The 17,802-nt window shown below is 35.6% G+C and carries 11 protein-coding genes; 6 read left to right on the forward strand and 5 right to left on the reverse strand.

The window, feature by feature from the left end; translation table 11 throughout:
• Positions 1 to 74: 74 nt before the first annotated feature.
• The gene (gene pheT, locus AAGD87_RS04200) at positions 75 to 2,414 is read left to right on the forward strand and encodes a phenylalanine--tRNA ligase subunit beta (RefSeq protein WP_341817411.1); all 2,340 of its coding nucleotides are present in this window, start codon (positions 75 to 77) and stop codon (positions 2,412 to 2,414) included.
• Here pheT and AAGD87_RS04205 read toward each other — a convergent pair.
• Both AAGD87_RS04205 and AAGD87_RS04210 read right to left on the reverse strand, forming a co-directional pair.
• Positions 2,405 to 5,125: a hypothetical protein gene (locus AAGD87_RS04205; RefSeq protein WP_341817412.1), complete on the reverse strand. Its 2,721-nt coding sequence runs from the start codon at positions 5,123 to 5,125 to the stop codon at positions 2,405 to 2,407. The two genes, pheT and AAGD87_RS04205, sit on opposite strands and share 10 nt — an antisense overlap.
• 68 nt (positions 5,126 to 5,193) lie before the next feature.
• Positions 5,194 to 8,448, reverse strand: coding sequence for an isoleucine--tRNA ligase (locus AAGD87_RS04210; protein ID WP_264339380.1), 3,255 nt, complete (start codon positions 8,446 to 8,448; stop codon positions 5,194 to 5,196).
• 176 nt (positions 8,449 to 8,624) lie between these two features.
• Here AAGD87_RS04210 and AAGD87_RS04215 point away from each other — a divergent pair, with 176 nt between their 5' ends.
• Positions 8,625 to 10,091, forward strand: coding sequence for a peptide MFS transporter (locus AAGD87_RS04215; protein ID WP_007548626.1), 1,467 nt, complete (start codon positions 8,625 to 8,627; stop codon positions 10,089 to 10,091).
• 139 nt (positions 10,092 to 10,230) lie between these two features.
• Here AAGD87_RS04215 and miaB read toward each other — a convergent pair whose 3' ends face one another.
• Positions 10,231 to 11,550, reverse strand: a complete 1,320-nt coding sequence (miaB, locus tag AAGD87_RS04220; protein WP_341817413.1) for a tRNA (N6-isopentenyl adenosine(37)-C2)-methylthiotransferase MiaB — start codon at positions 11,548 to 11,550, stop codon at positions 10,231 to 10,233.
• A gap of 770 nt (positions 11,551 to 12,320) precedes the next feature.
• Here miaB and AAGD87_RS04225 point away from each other — a divergent pair.
• Positions 12,321 to 12,650, forward strand: a complete 330-nt coding sequence (locus AAGD87_RS04225) for a transposase (protein WP_007548762.1) — start codon at positions 12,321 to 12,323, stop codon at positions 12,648 to 12,650.
• Between the two features lie 307 nt (positions 12,651 to 12,957).
• Positions 12,958 to 13,350, forward strand: a complete 393-nt coding sequence (locus AAGD87_RS04230) for a transposase (protein WP_338481864.1) — start codon at positions 12,958 to 12,960, stop codon at positions 13,348 to 13,350.
• A 324-nt stretch (positions 13,351 to 13,674) separates the two neighbouring features.
• Here the strand turns inward: AAGD87_RS04230 and hemJ are convergent, their stop codons facing one another.
• Entirely contained in the window at positions 13,675 to 14,103 is a 429-nt protein-coding gene (hemJ, locus tag AAGD87_RS04235) for a protoporphyrinogen oxidase HemJ (protein WP_010082641.1), read from the reverse strand.
• 55 nt (positions 14,104 to 14,158) lie between these two features.
• On the opposite strand from hemJ, the gene pdhA reads away from it, so the two are divergent.
• Positions 14,159 to 15,139, forward strand: coding sequence for a pyruvate dehydrogenase (acetyl-transferring) E1 component subunit alpha (pdhA, locus tag AAGD87_RS04240; protein ID WP_338481516.1), 981 nt, complete (start codon positions 14,159 to 14,161; stop codon positions 15,137 to 15,139).
• A gap of 408 nt (positions 15,140 to 15,547) precedes the next feature.
• The gene (locus tag AAGD87_RS04245; RefSeq protein ID WP_155968382.1) at positions 15,548 to 16,471 is read left to right on the forward strand and encodes an RluA family pseudouridine synthase; all 924 of its coding nucleotides are present in this window, start codon (positions 15,548 to 15,550) and stop codon (positions 16,469 to 16,471) included.
• Between the two features lie 7 nt (positions 16,472 to 16,478).
• On the opposite strand, the gene AAGD87_RS04250 is transcribed toward AAGD87_RS04245, so the two are convergent.
• A complete protein-coding gene (locus AAGD87_RS04250) occupies positions 16,479 to 17,741 on the reverse strand; it encodes an MFS transporter (protein ID WP_006280528.1) in 1,263 nt (420 codons plus the stop codon).
• Positions 17,742 to 17,802: the final 61 nt, after the last annotated feature.

Below are 17,802 nucleotides of genomic sequence, written 5' to 3' on the forward strand. Positions count from 1 at the left end.
TTCATTCCACTACAATAAGCTTTAAAATCACTACATTTTACATTACAATAACTTTTTCACTTCTTTTTAGGTCCATGAAATTCACATTATCTTGGTTATTAGAATACTTAGAAACCAATGCTAGTTTAGAAGAAATTACCGATAAATTAACTCACATAGGGTTAGAAGTAGAAGATGTGATCGATAATTCCAGATTGACTGGGTTTATTGTTGCAGAGGTATTAGAAGTCGTACCTCATCCAAATGCTGATAAATTAAAATTATGTAAAGTAAATGATGGAAGTAAAATTCTACAAATAGTCTGTGGAGCAAACAATGTTAGAGAAGGTATGAAAACTGTACTTGCATCTCTTGGTAGCACGTTGCCAGAAAGTGATCTCACAATTAAGTCCACAAAAATACGAGGAATGCTAAGTGAAGGGATGCTCTGCTCTGCTTCTGAACTTGCGCTGGTTCAAGAGGAAAGTGAAGGAATAATCGAGCTTTCCGATGATTATAAAGTAGGGGATAAATTTTTCAATTGTGACCCTGTAATTGATATAAATGTTACTCCAAACCGTGGAGATTGCTTAGGCATTTATGGAATAGCTCGCGACCTTGCTGCAACTGGAATTGGGACATTAAAGACTTTAAGCATTCCACAACTTACCAGCTCCATAAATTCACCAATCGATGTTGAAGTTACTGACGGGGAAAGTTTTATTAGTGGAATATACATCGCCAATGTAAAAAATCAAGAAAGCCCAAAATGGTTAAAAGATAGGCTGGAATCGATAGGAATGCGCTCCATTTCTGCAATAGTTGATATCACGAACTATATTATGATATCTTTCAGCCGCCCAATGCACGCGTATGATGCAAAAAAAATAGAAGGAGAGCTCACAGTACGCAAAGCAAACGACGGAGAAAAATTTGCTGGTTTGAACGGTAAAGAATACTTATTAAACAAAGACATAAGCGTTATTGCAGGTGATAAAAATATTCATGGAATTGCTGGAATTATAGGTGGTAAGTGCAGTGAATGTACTCTTGAAACTACTGATATCTTTTTAGAGTCTGCTTGGTTCGATCCCATCTCTATTACTAAATCTTCAAGGCAGCTCGGCATCTCCACAGACGCTAGTTACAGATTTGCACGTTCAGTTGATCCTGGATTTACTTTTGATGGACTCAACCTTGCAGCTAAAATGATTCTGGACTTATGTGGTGGAGAAACCTCAAGCGTAGTGTCTGCTGGCAGTTTAGATAGTGCTGACACCAAGGTGAGCTTTGATTATCAGGATGTGAACAAGTTTGGAAGTGTGTCTGTATCGCCTGATGAGGTGCTTGATATCTTAACGAAACTAGGGTTTAGTATTGATAAAAAAACCGAAGGCAATTGGAATGTACAAGTACCAAGCTGGAGACCGGACGTGACAATACCGGCTGACCTAATCGAAGAAGTAACAAGGATATACGGCTATGACAAAATAAAAGAAGAACCACTACCAAATAATGTTGAAGAAGTAGATAGTACATACGACAATTTGCGTATTTTGATGACAAACAGAGGGTTTCATGAAGTGCTAACCTGGTCGTTTATGAGTGAATCAACAGCTGAAAAATTTGGTTACTCGAATAAGTTATTTATCATCGATAATCCGTTTAACAATAGCTTTAATATAATGAGACCAAGTATTATGCCAAATTTATTGCAAGTTACTGCTGATAATATTGCCCATGGAATATCTGATCTTGCAATCTTCGAAATCGGGCCGATTTACGATGGTGAAGCTCAGTCTAAGTATGTTTTAAGTGGAATTAGGTCAGGAAATAATTTACCGCGAAACCATTATAATACTGATAGGAAAGTAGATGTTTTTGACGCAAAGGCTGATTGCATAGCAGCTTTGGAGTTTTTTAACGTTAATTGTGATAATTTAACGATAGAGAAAGCAGAAAAAGAACATTACCACCCAGGAAAGTCAGGCACTCTCTCTTTTAAGAATAAAGTAGCAGGTTATTTTGGAAAGTTGCATCCTAATATATTAGATCTTTTTGATATCAAGCAAAAAGTTGTAGGTTTTGAGGTAATACTAGAAAATATTGAAAATTTACCTGTAAGTAGAAAGAAATTTATCGATTATAAATACCAAAGTGTAAAACGTGATTTTGCATTTATAGTAAATAAGGATGTGGAAGTAGGTAACATAATCAATGTGATAAAAAAAAGCTCAGAGCTCATCACAGAAGTTTTGATATTCGATGTATACCATGGAAATAATATAGAACCGAATAAGATGTCTATAGCGTTGTCAGTTACTTTTTGCTCTCCAATCCACACTTTAACTGAAAAAGAGATCCAAAAAGAATCAAGTGCTATAGTTAATTTAGTATGTGAAAATACCGGAGGAACTTTGAGAACTTATCGTTGAGTCACAATCATAGTTTCCTGCCGTTGCTGTGTCACACTTACTTCATCCAATTTATTTCCAATATAGAATTCAATATCCTTGAAAAATCTATCCCACATTCCATGCAAATGCTCTTCTATTTTAGGCCACACATCATTTTTAAATGTTACCCCATCATCAGAAAATAAATTACCTAAAAAGGCTCCAATACCTTCATAATTTGACTGAAAACATTGAAGAAATGTCTCTCCTTCTTTATAAGTATTATGTGCCACATTTAACGCTTTTCTCTCTGTAGTCTCTTTATAAGCATTTGATGCTCCAATCTTTATTGCACCAAACATAACTTTACTCCAGTTCTTAACTTTCTGTATACAACCTTCACTATTTCCTGGTATATTATTTATTATATTTTTTGTCAAATTGTCTATCAAAGGAGACAATAAATTTTGACTAAAATGTTTGATATTATCTTTTGTTTTAATTACAGGATATTTGATGCGTTTTTCTGCTAAACAGTACTCCAGTTCTGCTCTTTCTAATAACTTCTTGATTTCTTTTTCATCAAAAGTTTCAAGCTTGAATACCTTCAGTAAATCATCTTCTATTACTGCAAATTTTATTTTTTCACGAGACGTTAGTTCTTCTTTATAATCATTTTTTGTTTCTTCATTTATCAATAATTCTTTTTTGCCTAATTCTAACTGTTTTAATGCTTTCAGAATTTCTTCATTCCTTTTTAAGAGCACTTCTATTGATCTTGTACCCGGATGCCCTTTTTCCCTGTTATTTTGTTCAGCTTGTAAACGCTTATTTTGATCTTTGAGTGTTTGTTCTAATGTAGATTTTTCTAAATGTCCTTCATCTTGCACGCGAAAAGCTTCAATTATTTCTGCTAGACCTGATTCACCATATTTTCTTAATTTCTTGCATAAACGTAAAACACCCTTTTTTTGTTCTCGAAGTAACCTTTGCACTTTATATTTTTTTATTTCTAAATACATCTTTTCTATAAAGTCATTTATTTTAGCTGAAGCTTCCTTATCCGATGGAACCTTTACTTTTTTTTCTAAATCTTCAAGCTGCTTCCTTAGGCTTTGCTTCTCCTTATCCGGTATATCTGATTGACTTAACTTACCTTGAACTTTTTTCATTACTGATTTTATCAGCCTGCGCTCAATCTCTTGATCATCATATTCGAATTTAAAAAGGTCTTCTAACCCCCTTTTTAAGGTGTCATTTGTTAAGCTACTGTTTTCATGTATTTCTTTTAATTTCTTATATATATTGTTACACCTTGTTTGACCTATTCCTCTTAAACGTTCAATTTCTTCTTTCGCATTACCTAAGGCTTTCTCTGTTGCTTGGAGATGCTTATTTTTATAAATATCAATTACTGTCCTTTTAACTATTTCGCCTTCCTTTATAAGCTTTTTCCATTCCGCCTCATGTACAGAAAATTCATCATCTTTTGAGTCTTCTACTTCCATTCCTGCGTTTTTCAAATCTTCTATTATAATCTCTTTTCTACTTGGTAATTCCTTACCTTGGCTCTCTAATTCCTGTCTCACTAAAGAATTTTTTATCTCATCTTCCAGCGAAAAATCTTCTCCCCGTCTATCTCGCTGAAACTTAATTGCTTGTATAAAGGCAACTTGATAAGCACTTTGTATTAAGTGACTTGTCAAATTAGGACCTATACTATCTACCACTTTCGACTTGAATTCGTTCAATAATTCCTTCAATTTATCATATGTAATCTCTTTCTTTTCTAGCTTTATCAGTTCTTCCATAGTCTTCGCAAATTCCTGAATAGAAGTTGCAAGCACATCCTTGATTTCATTGCGTAAGGGCTTAAGACCATTTTTTAAATTGATGTTAGTTGACAATTTCAGTACGATGCTATGCTCTGAATCCCGCGTCACATCAAACCACTTGTTATTTTCATTTTCATACAAATCTCTAAGCAATCGTTTAAATTGCGGTGGAAATTCTATTTCCATATCCCACGCAATATTTGGTCCAGTAACTTCCTTTTCATGAAAAGACACCTCAATATTTTGATGCTTATTAGAATACCGCCCCATACTTATTTTAAGAGCAGTAACTAAAGAGTGAGATAAATCTCTATTTAAAAGATAAAAAGTAGCCAAAGCAATTGTTGCAGGAACAACTAAGGCTACAAGTACAGCCATATTAACAAAAATTGCTATTGCAGCAAGAACACCATATGCCAATCTTTTTGGCACGCCAGTTTCACTCTTTTTTGTCTTATCTTCCCCTACACTGTCTTGTGTCTTGCTGTTTGCTTGAAATCTACTGCATACGACTAATCCCAGTGCAGTAAAAGCAATATAAGGAAGCATTAAAACTGACAGAGCTAAATTTAATATTTTCTTTTCTGGGCAAGTTCTATTTATTTCCTTAAATATTTCGCTTGATATATTATACCAGGAAGTAAAAAAATCAGAGTTATAATCTTTATAATGAAATATACTGAGTGGAACGTTAAAATTAGCTAACGGCTCTTGTTCTTCCACAGCATCAAAAAATTCTTCTTCCTCTTCTGAAGTAGCAAGACCTAAATTATTCCCTTCTTCTACATTAGAAACAGCTTCCATAGCATCAAAAAACTCTTCTTCCTCCTCCAAAGTAACAACAGATTCTGCTTTACCTAAACCACCACTATTGTTAACAACTTCTTCATAATCATCTGCAACAGCTTTATTCATATTATAACCTTATCCAATTACCTTAAGTATAGCATAAATACTGACAATCTTGCAACTTTATTAAAAATTTAACGCTCAATACTAACACTTAAATCCTGATATTCCTTAGAATAGAAGTTAGTTCCAATTTCTGTATTAATGTCCAAAGATAAGGCAAGGGTCTGCTCTTTTATATATTCAAACCACGTATTTATTGCTTCCTTAATTTTCTCATCTTCTGTTTTGATTATTACTCTGATTCTATCTGATATATGAAAATCAGCTTGTTTCCTAGTTTCCTGAATGAGCCTCACGACATCTCTCGCTAGCCCTTCTAGAATCAATTCATCATTTAAAGTAGTGTTTAGGATAACAACCCCTTTGTTGTTATCAAATACAGAGGAGAATTCACTGTTTGCTTTTAATAATAGTTCATATTCGCCTTTTTTTATAGTATAGTTCTCTGTTTCGTCTCCCAGAAATATCTGTTCATTTCCAACTTGCCTCCATTTTCCCTCTTTGACGTATTGAACTAATTTCTTGATCTTGCCTGGAACTCTCTTTCCAAGCACAGGGAAGTTGAGTTTTAACTCTAGTGATGCAACTTCTTTCAACTTATCCACTATTTCTAATTCTTTTACATTTACCTCATCTTTTATCATCTCTTGATATTCACCTTCAAGAAAACCACAGGAAGACTGATGATAAATCCTCATACTGCCAAGTGGCTGTCTGATACGTATGTTAAAAGTGTTTCTAATAGAGAGTGCAGAGTTACATATCTCTCTCACTAGATCCATTTTGGCAATGAGCTGACTATCAAACTTCTCTAATTGTGGAAAATTAGCCAAATGAACAGATGTTTCTTCATACTTAAGCCCTTGCCATATATTCTCTGTTATAAGTGGCAACAAAGGAGCTGCAGCTCTTAGTATGTAATAAAAAACCGTATATAGAACATTATAAGCATCAGTTTTATCCTGATCCAAATCACCTTTCCAAAAACGCTCGCGACTGCGACGAATATACCAATTATTTAGCACTTCAAAAAAGTTCATTAAAATTTTGCAAGCCTCTTGGGAGTTATAGTTGTTCATAGAAGCTTGGATACCTTCTACAGCTTCAAAACACTTGGAAATCATGTAACGATCAATAGTGCTTCTATAGTCCTTACACACTTCAGCTTTAATTCCATCTGCATTTGCATACATAGTAAAAAAGTGATAACTATTCCAAATAGGTTTTATTACATTTTTTAGAACATCTCGTATTGAGTTTCCTTCTTTATCGAGTAGCAAATTACCACCACAAACAATAGATCCAGAAAGCATAAGAAAACGCAGTGCATCAGAACCGTATCTATCAAAAACCTCCATTGGATCTGCATAGTTATTCAAACGTTTGGACAATTTTTGCCCTTTTACATCCAAAACAACACCGTGGCATATGCAGTTCTTAAATGGTTCCCTATCAAACAAAGCAGTGGACAATACAAAGAGCGTATAAAACCACCCCCTGGTTTGCGCTATGTATTCAGTGATAAAATCCGCAGATTCAAACCACTCCTTATTTTCAAACGGATAGTGGATTTGCGCAAATGGCATCGAGCCAGATTCAAACCAGCAGTCAAACACGTCAGGTACACGGCGCATAACTGATTTTCCTGTTGGATCATCAGGATTTGGTCTTGTTAAAGTATCGATAAATGGTCTGTGCAAGTCGTCTATTTTAACATTAAAATCTCTCTCCAGTTCTTCTATTGAACCATATACATCTACTCTTGGATATCTCGCATCGTCTGATTTCCATACAGGGATTGGTGTACCCCAGAATCGATTGCGTGAAATTGACCAGTCGTGTGCCCCTTCAAGCCATTTTCCAAATTGACCATCTCTAATGTGGTTTGGTATCCAATTAACTCTCTTATTTAGCTCTACCATTCTGCTTTTGAATTTTGTAACAGCAACATACCAAGAAGGCATAGTGCGATAGATCAAAGGAGTGTCAGTTCTCCAGCAGTGTGGATAATTGTGAATATATTGTTCAGTTTTAAACCAATTCCCTTGCTCTTTTAATTTTTTTATTACTGTATCATTGGTATCAAAAACATGAACCCCTGCCAAATCTGAAATTTCAGCAGTAAATTTTCCACTGTTATCAATTGGACAAATAACTGGAATATCATGGCTTTGGCAAAGGTAAAAATCTTCCTCACCAAATCCAGGAGCAGTATGCACAACGCCAGTACCATCTTCTTCCGTCACATAATCAGCAATAAAAACGCGAAATGCATTTTTTGTGTCTTTAAAATAGTCAAACAGTGGTTTGTAAGAAAGACCTGCAAGATCATTCGCTTTAAGTTTTATATTGCAGTTTTCATATGGAATATTGTTTTGTTCAGAGTGGCTGATAAATTTCTCTAAGTAGCTTTCAGCAAAAATGTATATTTCACCATTCATTGAACTTCCTTCACTACTCCCTGTCATCCCAGTGCCCAGACACTGGGATCCAGAAATAGATTCCAGCGTCACGCGCTGGAATGACATCAAAGGGTGGACTGACACTGCACAATACTTAATATCTTTTCCTATTGCTAAAGCCAAGTTGCTCGGCAACGTCCAAGGAGTTGTAGTCCAAGCAAGTAATTTACACTTTCGTTTAACACTTTTAAATTGCTGTGGGTTTTCTAAAAGCTCAAATGCAACAGTTACAGCTTTGCTAACTTTTTCTCTATACGCGTTATCAAGCCTTGTTTCGAAATTAGATAATGGAGTTTCGCATGCCCAGCTATATGGTACAACGCGCACTGATTCATACACCAGACCCTTATCATAAAGCTGCTTGAATGCCCACATGACCGACTCCATGAATGATTTATCCATAGTCTTATAGTCATTGTGAAAGTCTACCCACCTTGCTTGCCTATTTACATACTTCTCCCACTCTGATGAAAATTTCATCACAGAAGTACGGCAATGATCGTTAAATTTATCTATACCAAACTTCTCTATCTCAGTTCTACCAGATATTCCAAGTTCTTTTTCTGCACCCATCTCAGCCGGCAATCCATGGCAATCCCAGCCAAATCTACGTTCAACCCTTTTTTGAAGCATAGTTTGATATCTTGCAAATGCGTCTTTGATGAAACCAGTGAGTAAATGTCCATAATGCGGAAGTCCATTTGCAAACGGAGGCCCATCGTAAAAGACAAAACAATTATCCTTGGAACGTTCTTCAACTGACCGCTCAAAAACTTTGTTTTCCTGCCAAAATTTTATGATTTCCTTTTCTAACGATAAAAAATCAGGACTACTTACTGTATCAGGATAATGCTTTGACTTCATGTTCGCTATGTAAAACTAAAGAATATAGGGCTTTCTGAAAAATTACAAATTCAAAAATATTTCCGTAGCTCACACCCCAACAAACTATTCTGCCGAGCTTCCAATACCTTTTTTTAAGTTTTACTTGCAGTTTTTATTGTTTTACTTAACATTAACCCAAGCTTTAGGGGTATTTTATGGATCAGAAGACAGATAAGTTTCCACAATTTTTAAAAATGTTGTGCTTTGTTGAAATGTGGGAACGTTTCTCTTACTATGGAATGAGGGCACTTTTGGTCCTATTTTTGACTTCTCACTTAGGTTTCACTGATGAGAGGGCCTTTACTATTTACTCATTATTTGCTGCAACAGGTTATGCTATACCAATACTTGGAGGTTTTTTAGCTGATAAGTTGATGGGATTCCGCAACATGGTGTTGCTTGGAGGGATAGTGATGATAGCAGGTCATGCTTGCATGTCATTGGTTAAGTTTGAACCAGGTTTATTATATTTAGGTTTATCTCTAATAGCCATAGGTACTGGTATGTTTAAAGGGAACGTAACTAACTTACTTAGTTCATGCTATGGCAAAGACGATCCTGAACGTAGCAGAGGCTTTACTTTATTTTACGTAGGTGTGAATATTGGAGCAATATTGGCTTCTATTTCATGTGGTTATGTAGCCCACTTGTTTGGCTGGCACTACGGCTTTGGTTTAGCTGGTATTGGGATGTCTATAGGGCTAATCTTTTTTCTCAAATTTCAGAATCTTTTAGGAGATAGCGGCCTTTCTCCTTATCCAGAGCTTATGAATAAGCGCATATTAGGGATTAAAATTTTTGGTATAGTATTGATAGGAAGCTTTCTGTCATCATCAATAATTGCTAAAATGCTTATACATAGTGAATTTTTTACTAATATGCTCATATTTATTGGAATAACAGCTCTGGGCATATTTATTTATATAATATCTAAATTATCAGCAGAACAAAGACGAAAATTAGTGGCATTATCTATTCTTGTGGTATTTTTCTTGTGTTTTTTTGCTTTAGAAATGCAGCTTGGCTCTTTGGTTAACTTATTCACCGAAAGAAACGTTATTAACAATGTATTAGGTATAACAATCCCAGCTTCAGTTTCTCAAGCCATAAATCCTTTGTCAATTATAATATTTGGCTTTCTTTTTGGAACATACATGAAGTTTAAGCAAAAATATGCAACTTCCATGTTTACCCTTGGCCTTCTGACAATGGCTATGTGTTTTTTCACACTGTACATAGGATGTTTAAACTCTAACATTGAAGGTAAAGTAGAATACTTATATTTAATAATTGCTATCTCCTTTATGGGACTGGGAGAATTATGTATTGCTCCATTAGTCCAAGAACAAGCAACTACACTAGCCCCCAAAAACCTTAGAGGAGTAGTGATGGGTATAGTAATGCTGTCATTAGCGTTTTCTAACCTAGCCGGAGTTGCAATATCAAAATTTATGTCAGTTCCTTCAGTAAATGGTAAAATAAATTATTTAGAATCTTTAGAAATATATAAAGAGGGTTTTTTAAAGGTGGGAATATTTAATTTAATGCTCGTTATTGTATTTTTATTCTTCTTCAATTTTATACATAAAGTTGTTACTAACTCATCTTGTACAAAAAATTGATATAGGTAAGCTCAAATTTGTAGGTTTAAGGTACCCGTTCAGCAGAGGTAGCAATTAAACTTTGTAACTTTTGAAAAAGATTATGATTGCATTTTTTCAATACTCTTTGCTTAAGATTTATATTTAACGCTGCTTAAAATCAGTGAAATGCACACCCCAGCAAACTACTCTGCCGAGCCTCCAACACTTTCACATTTACTATTTTGTCCCTGTATTTATCTTCAGAATCATCAATGCACACTGATTGCATATATGGGCTTTTACCAATAATTTGGTTTTGGTGTTTACCTTTTTTATCGCTAAATAGAACAGGTATAGTTTTACCTACCATACTCTGGTTAAACTCAAGTTGTTGCTTACTAATTAATTTCTGTAAACGAAGAAGGCGCTCTGTTTTAACCTCTTCTGGTACTTGATCTTTTCTTTCCGCTCCCGGTGTGCCTGGTCTTGGGCTGTATTTAAAACTATAAGCCTGAGCATATCTAACTTTTTCTACTAATTTCATAGTTTCTTCAAAATCTTTTTCGGTTTCTCCAGGAAAACCAACAATAAAATCAGAAGAAAATTCGATTTCAGGTTTCAATTTGCGAAATCTGTCTATTATTTCCAAATACTCCTCTGCAGTGTGTTTCCTGTTCATCGCGTGCAATATTTTATTCGAACCAGACTGCACAGGCAGGTGAACAAACGGCATGAGCTTTGGCTCTTCCGCATGTGCCAAGTAGAGAGATTCATGCATATCTCTTGGATGAGAAGTTGTATAACGAATCCTCTCTAGCTTTTCAATTTTAGCAATATGACTAATTAATTTTCCTAAATCCCACACTTCCCCTTCGCACTCCCCATGGTAAGCATTGACGTTCTGACCAAGCAAATTGATCTCATTTGCCCCATTTGCAACTAATTTCAATGCTTCACGAAATATTTCATTCACTGGCCGTGAATACTCAGCTCCACGAGTATAGGGCACTACACAAAACGTACAAAATTTATCATAACCCTCTTGTATGGCAAGAAACGCAGAAGACCCCTGGCTATTGCCATAGCATTCATCTGGCAATTTATCAAACTTTGCAACTTCAGGAAAATCAGTGTTTATTACATGACCTTTACTTCTGCTTGCTTTGACTATCAGCTCCGGTAAGGTAGCGATACTCTGCGGACCAACAACAATATCAACAAAAGGAGCCCTTCTGAACACTTCTTCTCCCTCTGCTTGCGCTACACACCCAGCCACCACTATAGTCATTTCTTTTCGTAACGAATGAATCTTCCCAAGCTCTGAGTAAAGTTTTTCTGCTGCCTTCTCTCTAATGTGACAAGTATTCAGTATCACTAAATCGGCTTTCCCTGCATCACTAACAACGTTGAACCCCAAAGGTTTAATTACATTTTCCATTAAAACGGAGTCATAAACGTTCATCTGACAGCCGTAAGTTTTAATATATAGGCCTTTCATATTTGGTATGTCTTTTTCAAAATTTCTTCACCCTACACGTAAATGTCTAACAGACCAGCGCGTGACGCTAGTAAACTTGCTAGCACAATAGATTTTGACAAAATTATACGAAAAACTGGATCCCAGTGTCAAGCACTGGGATGACAAGTTCTCGGCAACCCCTACGTCATACCATCACGGTATCTCTAGATCCCGCTAACAAGTAGCGGGATGACGGTTGTCAGGGTGTCATGAAAGTAGCTAACACTGGCTTCCATCCAAGAGGGCAGTGCCCTCTTCTTGTCATCCCAGTGCTTGACACTGGGATGGCTTTGTTGCATCGCTACTTATGAAAGGCTAACTATAGTTAGGATTATAAGCAACCTATTGAAAATCTTGTTTTTTTGCAATCAATCTGATCAAATTTAAGAATAGTAATTTATTATTTATATTAATAAATTTAATTCTATTGAAAATAGCTAAAGCATTGAAATTCTTGAATTTTAGCCGGATTAGTGAGTGGTAGTGAAATTTCTTTTACTCAAATTTAGGTATTCACTGACCGTTCTTGTTATAAATACCAGAATAATAAGCTACTGATATTCTCTACCTTTTTTATCTTTATCCATCATAGCTAGCGATGCAACAAAGCCCACTGGGATCCAGGAAAAAGAATGGTGTCATGCAAGTAGCTAACACTGGGATGGCTTTGTTGCATAGCAACTGAAAAAATCTGGTGGCTACTGACAAAATTCATTATAAAATAGCCATTTAACCTTGAAAGAAAAAATATGCCACAAAAAATGAGGGTCAGTAACCATAGCGAATATAACAAATTTCTAGAAAAAAGAGGAAATATTTTTCATTATATCAACGAAGCCATAGAAAAGTGGTACGAGAATGGTCCAAAAATACCAGGTGGCAACAATATTTATAGCGATAAAGTTGTAATTTTGGTGCACATAATAACTTGTTTATTTAGAATAGGCCTGAGGCAAACAGTTGGGTTTATAGCAGGATACCTTGAGCAAATTGGGAAAAATTTGCAAGTTATCAGCTATTCACAATCATCAAGAAGGTTTAAGAAACTCAATATTAAGATCAATGATTGCAGAAAATAATATGGAAGATATCGAAATTGCTATAGACAGTACAGGAATTAGTATATATAGCTCTTTTTACAATAATCCGAACAGACCGTAATATGCTACTGGCCTGCTATAGCCATAAACACATATCTTATCGCATTCGGACTATTATAAGAAAGGCTATACAACAACACTCCTGGTCATAGCAAAGAAAATAGCGAAGATAGAAAGTATCGCAGCTATGAACAGACAAGAAAATTGCATGTAATGTTGAATACAAACAGCAAAAAAGCCATAGCTGTAAAATACAGTAACGGCTGATCACTATGGAGCTTGTGATTTGCTAAAAGAAGTCGATTTTCAGTATGTCATAAAAGTACTATATGCAGATAGGGCATATGACAGAGAAAAGCTCTATAAGCTGTGTAATCAATATGGTATAAAAACGAAAATTCCTCCGAAAAACAACGCAGCAGAGCATCCAAAGTTAGACTATATGGCTGAGAGAAATGCTGCAATTAGACTAATAAAATCATGCAGCGAAGATGGAATGAAGAGGTGGAAAAGGCAAACAAACTACGGAAAAAGATCTTATATAGAAAGTTTTTTCTCGCGACTGAAACAAACATTCGGGTTTAGTTTTAGGAATAAATCTGAGACAAATAGAGAGAAGGAACTAAATGCTATTTGCTCAATAAGTTCACTGATATTGGTATGGCTAAATTTGAGATAGCTTCATAAATTTATTGTGCGTTACCTACTATCCGAAGAGCGATGCAACAAAGCCCACTGGGATCCAGGAAAAAGAACGGTGTCATCCGAGTAGCTTGACACTGGCATCCAGGAAACTTAATTGCAAGTAATGCATTGAGTTTGGTAAGTATGGGTTTTGCGTTATAGAATGAAGCACTTTTGGTGAATTTGTAAAGAAAGCTGGATCCCAGTGTCAAGCACTGGGATGACAAGAAAGGGAGCACTGGAATTTTTATTTCAGTATTGTACATTAGCCATGCATCTGAACAGATACGAGCTTTCTGCTTTTTTTGGGTAAGGTCAGTCAAAAAGGTTTTACAACAACCATAATAACTATAACTATTATCAATACTGTAACTGCTTCATTTAAAACGCGAAAATAAATATGTGACTTCTTATTCGAACCCATTGCAAAATTTTTCCTATATTTTGCAAGTAGCATATGAATAATTAACATCAAAAGTATTGCAAATGCTTTTACATGAAACCATCCTTCACGATATGCTTCCCTAATAACCATTAGTGTAATTCCAAGACCAAGTGAGAAAAGCATTGCAGGGTTTATGATATATCTAAGTAGCCTCTTTTCCATTGTTTGAAGCAAGCTATCATTTTCCGATCCCGGTTTTACAGTTGCATGGTAGACATAAAGCCTGGGTAAATAAAGCATACCTGCCATCCACATGATAACAGAGATAACGTGAAAAGCCTCAAGCCAGTGGTAATAGTTCATTAGCAAAAATTTAAAATTCCTGGTATTGTGTTAGTTTAATGAAAAAGAAATCGATATGAAAGCAGAAAATTTCACTAAAGAACAGATAATTGGATTCTACAGGAAAATGCTACTCATACGCAGATTTGAGGAAAAAGCAGGACAATTATATGGGATGGGATTAATAGGCGGGTTCTGTCACCTATCAATAGGACAAGAAGCAGTTGCAGTTGGAACTCAAGCTGCATCAAAATTAGGTGACGCTTTTATCACAAGTTATAGAGACCATGGTTTAATGCTCGCATGTGATTCTGATCCAAATGTTGTAATGGCAGAACTCACCGGCAAAGAAACGGGATGTTCAAAAGGTAAAGGTGGTTCGATGCACGTATTTGACGTTGAAAAAAAATTTTTCGGCGGACATGGAATAGTGGGAGCACAAGTTCCAATTGGCACAGGAATAGCATTTGCTAATAAATACAAGAAAAAAGATACCGTGGTATTCACGTATTTTGGTGACGGTGCTGCAAATCAAGGACAAGTATATGAATCATTTAATATGGCAGCTTTGTGGAAGTTGCCTGTGGTTTACATCATAGAAAATAACGAATACGCAATGGGAACTTCTGTGCAAAGATCAACTTTAGTAACTGAGCTGTACAAAAGAGGAGAAAACTTTGGTATTCCTGGAAAACAAGTTGATGGAATGGATTTTTTCTCTGTTTATGCGGCTACAAGCGAAGCAGCGGAACACACACGCAGCGGAAAAGGGCCTATCCTGCTTGAAATGAAGACATATCGATATCGCGGTCACTCAATGTCAGACCCTGCTACTTATCGCTTAAAAGAAGAAGTTGAAGATATGAAGCAAAATCATGACCCTATAAGCACTTTAAAGAAATACATGACAGATAATAAAATGGCTTCAGAAGAAGAGTGCAAAGTAATTGATAAGGAAATACGTGATTTAGTAAAAAAGTCGGAAGATTTTGCCAAAAATAGTAAAGAACCAAGCGTTGATGAGCTGTATACTGATGTTTATAAATTTGTTAGCTAATTTTTTTATCCAGAACTGTACAAACATTGTATAGTAAACGATGTCATCCAAATAGCTCCTTCTCCCGTCATCCAAGTGCCCTCCTTTTTTTGTCATCCCAGTGCTCTGACTACTTGGATCCAGCTGAGTTGGTGAGTATAAAAGTATAGCTAACGCAAGCTCTACGTCATGCCGCCGCGAACCGTCATACCGCGATTCATTCGCGGTATCTCTAGATCCCGCTAACAAGCAGCGGGATGACGGTTGTCAGGCTAGCTGTCATCTCAGTAGTCTCCTTCTCCTGTCATCCGAGTAGCTGACACTGGTTCCTTTATGACGGCAGTAGCCCCTTCGGTGTCATTCCAGTGCTTGACACTGGAATGACACCAATAATTGACATTTCACTAGATATTCATTATAAATAATGGAATGCTACAAAGTATAAAAACCATATTAATAGAAGACGATAACGTTAGGCTGGATAGGTACATCAGAAGAATCTTTCCTGATCTAAAGCAATCTGTAATTGAAAAATCTTTAAGGAAAGGATTAATCAAAGTTGATGATTGCAAAGCAAAGTCCAGTGATAGAGTAAATTCTGGGCAAACTATAACGCTGAAGCACTTGCATTATATTGAAAACGCTAATTCTGATCGCAAATATAATGAAAAGTTAGTGAATCTACTAAGAGAGAACATATTATATGAAGACGAATATATACTAGCTATAAACAAACCCGCAGGGGTCATCGTTCAAGGTGGCGTAAAAGTAAAGATTAGCATGAGTGATTTGCTTGACCAAATAAGAGAGGGAGAAACATTTAAAATTGTCCATAGGCTAGATAGAGATACGAGTGGAGTGATAATATTCGCACGCAACGCTAATGTTGCCAGATACCTTATGGAAGAATTTAAAGGACGAAGAGTAAAAAAAACTTATTTAGCATTAACTTCTGGCATACCGAGCAAGGATAGTGGAACAATAGACTATCCATTGGTGAAAAAATATGTTTCAGGTCAAGAAAAAGTGGTCGTTGATGAAAATTCACCTCAGAATGCCACTACGCATTTTTCAATTATAGCAAAATCCAAACACAATGTTGCTTATTTAAAATTACAACCAATTACCGGCAGAACCCATCAGTTACGTGCACATTTAGCTCATATAAATTGCCCTATTCTTGGTGACGGTAAATATGGTGGTAAAAAAGCTTTTATTGATGGGATAGCAAATAAAATTCACCTTCATTCGCATTCTTTATCTTTAAAACTGCCAAACAATAAAGAAATCACTATCACCGCTCCTATCACTAAACACATCGAAAAATCCATTGAAGCGCTATTTTTCGACTGAAACGATTTCACCAATCAACTTTTCTGTCCTTGGCTTTAATTTGAAGCACAGATATTAGGCTAATTAATGCGCAGGCAGTAAGATAAATGCCTGCTGCAAGTTTTGTTTCGGTTTTTTCTATAAGCCACATGCATATGTATGGAGAAAGGCCACCAAAAATTCCTGCAGATATATTATTTGCTAAGCTTACGCCAGTGCATCTTACTTTTGTTGGAAACAGTTCACAAATAACAGAACCATATATTCCAAAAGATGCACCTACTGGTATAGTAATCAATAAGTAAGTTATTATTACGACATAGTGGTTAACGGAAGATAATAATGGTAATACACATGTACCAATCAGAGATAGCATAATCAGTACAGGAATCATTACGCGTTTTCTTCCAACTTTATCAGATAAAATTGCAAAAAGTACCGCAGATGCTGCAAATACAACCTGTATTACTATCCTCATTAAATCTTTAACACTAATAGATAAAATAACTAGCTCTTTTATTGATATATTATAAAACATTATTGCTGCGTAGACAATTGCATTCTGAGCAATTCCCAGATTGATTGAAATAATAAGCGGTCTTTTATAGTTTCTTACTAGTTCTAACAATGGTGAATGTGCTAAATTATTAGCGTACTTATTAGTTTTATATGCTAAGCTTTCTTTTAATATGTACCTAGTTAAAAAACCTATTGTCCCCAAAAAAAAGCAAAAATAAAAAAGCAACTTCCATCCCCATATTTCATAGTTCTCACCTGTAACTCTTTTGCAGATAAATATCATTGTTATGCATAAGAGCGTTCCAAGGGCTCCGCTAAAGGGCTTCATACTTCCTAAGAAACCTAGATTTTTTTTATCTTTTGAATGCTCTATCGTAAATGCTGTATTAATGCTTGTTTCACCTCCTGCAGTTATTCCTTGCACTATTCTACAAAACACAAGCAATACAGGTGAAAGCAACCCTATTTCTTTATACCCAGGTATAATTCCCATAATTGTGGATGATATTGAAATTAATATTACTGAAGTAAGTAAAGTCTTTCTTCTGCCATACTTATCTCCCATATAACCAAAAATTACTGCACCAATTGGTCTAAACGCAAAACCAATTGCAAAAACACCAAGGAATTTGAGTGTACTCAAATAATGATCTTCTGATGGGAAAAAAACGTTGATGATTGTATCTGTTAATACTCCAAAAAGAGTGAGTTCATACCACACAATCATGTTACAGATCATGCCCGATAGTATTGCTTTTTGGATATTATTCATGGTCTTTCAATTTAACATAACCTAATATATCATTAACCGGTGCTCCTTGCTATAAAATTTT

The sequence above is a fragment of the Wolbachia endosymbiont (group A) of Pherbina coryleti genome, from assembly GCF_964026875.1.
Classification (GTDB): Bacteria; Pseudomonadota; Alphaproteobacteria; order Rickettsiales; family Anaplasmataceae; genus Wolbachia; species Wolbachia pipientis.

What these genes read in the sequence shown, in the direction of transcription:
- AAGD87_RS04225 (WP_007548762.1), top strand. Translation starts at nt 12,321, where the DNA reads ATGCCACAAAAAATGAGGGTCAGTAACCATAGCGAATATAACAAATTT.
- AAGD87_RS04250 (WP_006280528.1), bottom strand. Translation starts at nt 17,741, where the DNA reads ATGAATAATATCCAAAAAGCAATACTATCGGGCATGATCTGTAACATG.
- AAGD87_RS04210 (WP_264339380.1), bottom strand. Translation starts at nt 8,448, where the DNA reads ATGAAGTCAAAGCATTATCCTGATACAGTAAGTAGTCCTGATTTTTTA.
- miaB (WP_341817413.1), bottom strand. Translation starts at nt 11,550, where the DNA reads ATGAAAGGCCTATATATTAAAACTTACGGCTGTCAGATGAACGTTTAT.
- AAGD87_RS04215 (WP_007548626.1), top strand. Translation starts at nt 8,625, where the DNA reads ATGGATCAGAAGACAGATAAGTTTCCACAATTTTTAAAAATGTTGTGC.
- AAGD87_RS04245 (WP_155968382.1), top strand. Translation starts at nt 15,548, where the DNA reads ATGCTACAAAGTATAAAAACCATATTAATAGAAGACGATAACGTTAGG.
- pdhA (WP_338481516.1), top strand. Translation starts at nt 14,159, where the DNA reads ATGAAAGCAGAAAATTTCACTAAAGAACAGATAATTGGATTCTACAGG.
- hemJ (WP_010082641.1), bottom strand. Translation starts at nt 14,103, where the DNA reads ATGAACTATTACCACTGGCTTGAGGCTTTTCACGTTATCTCTGTTATC.
- AAGD87_RS04205 (WP_341817412.1), bottom strand. Translation starts at nt 5,125, where the DNA reads ATGAATAAAGCTGTTGCAGATGATTATGAAGAAGTTGTTAACAATAGT.
- pheT (WP_341817411.1), top strand. Translation starts at nt 75, where the DNA reads ATGAAATTCACATTATCTTGGTTATTAGAATACTTAGAAACCAATGCT.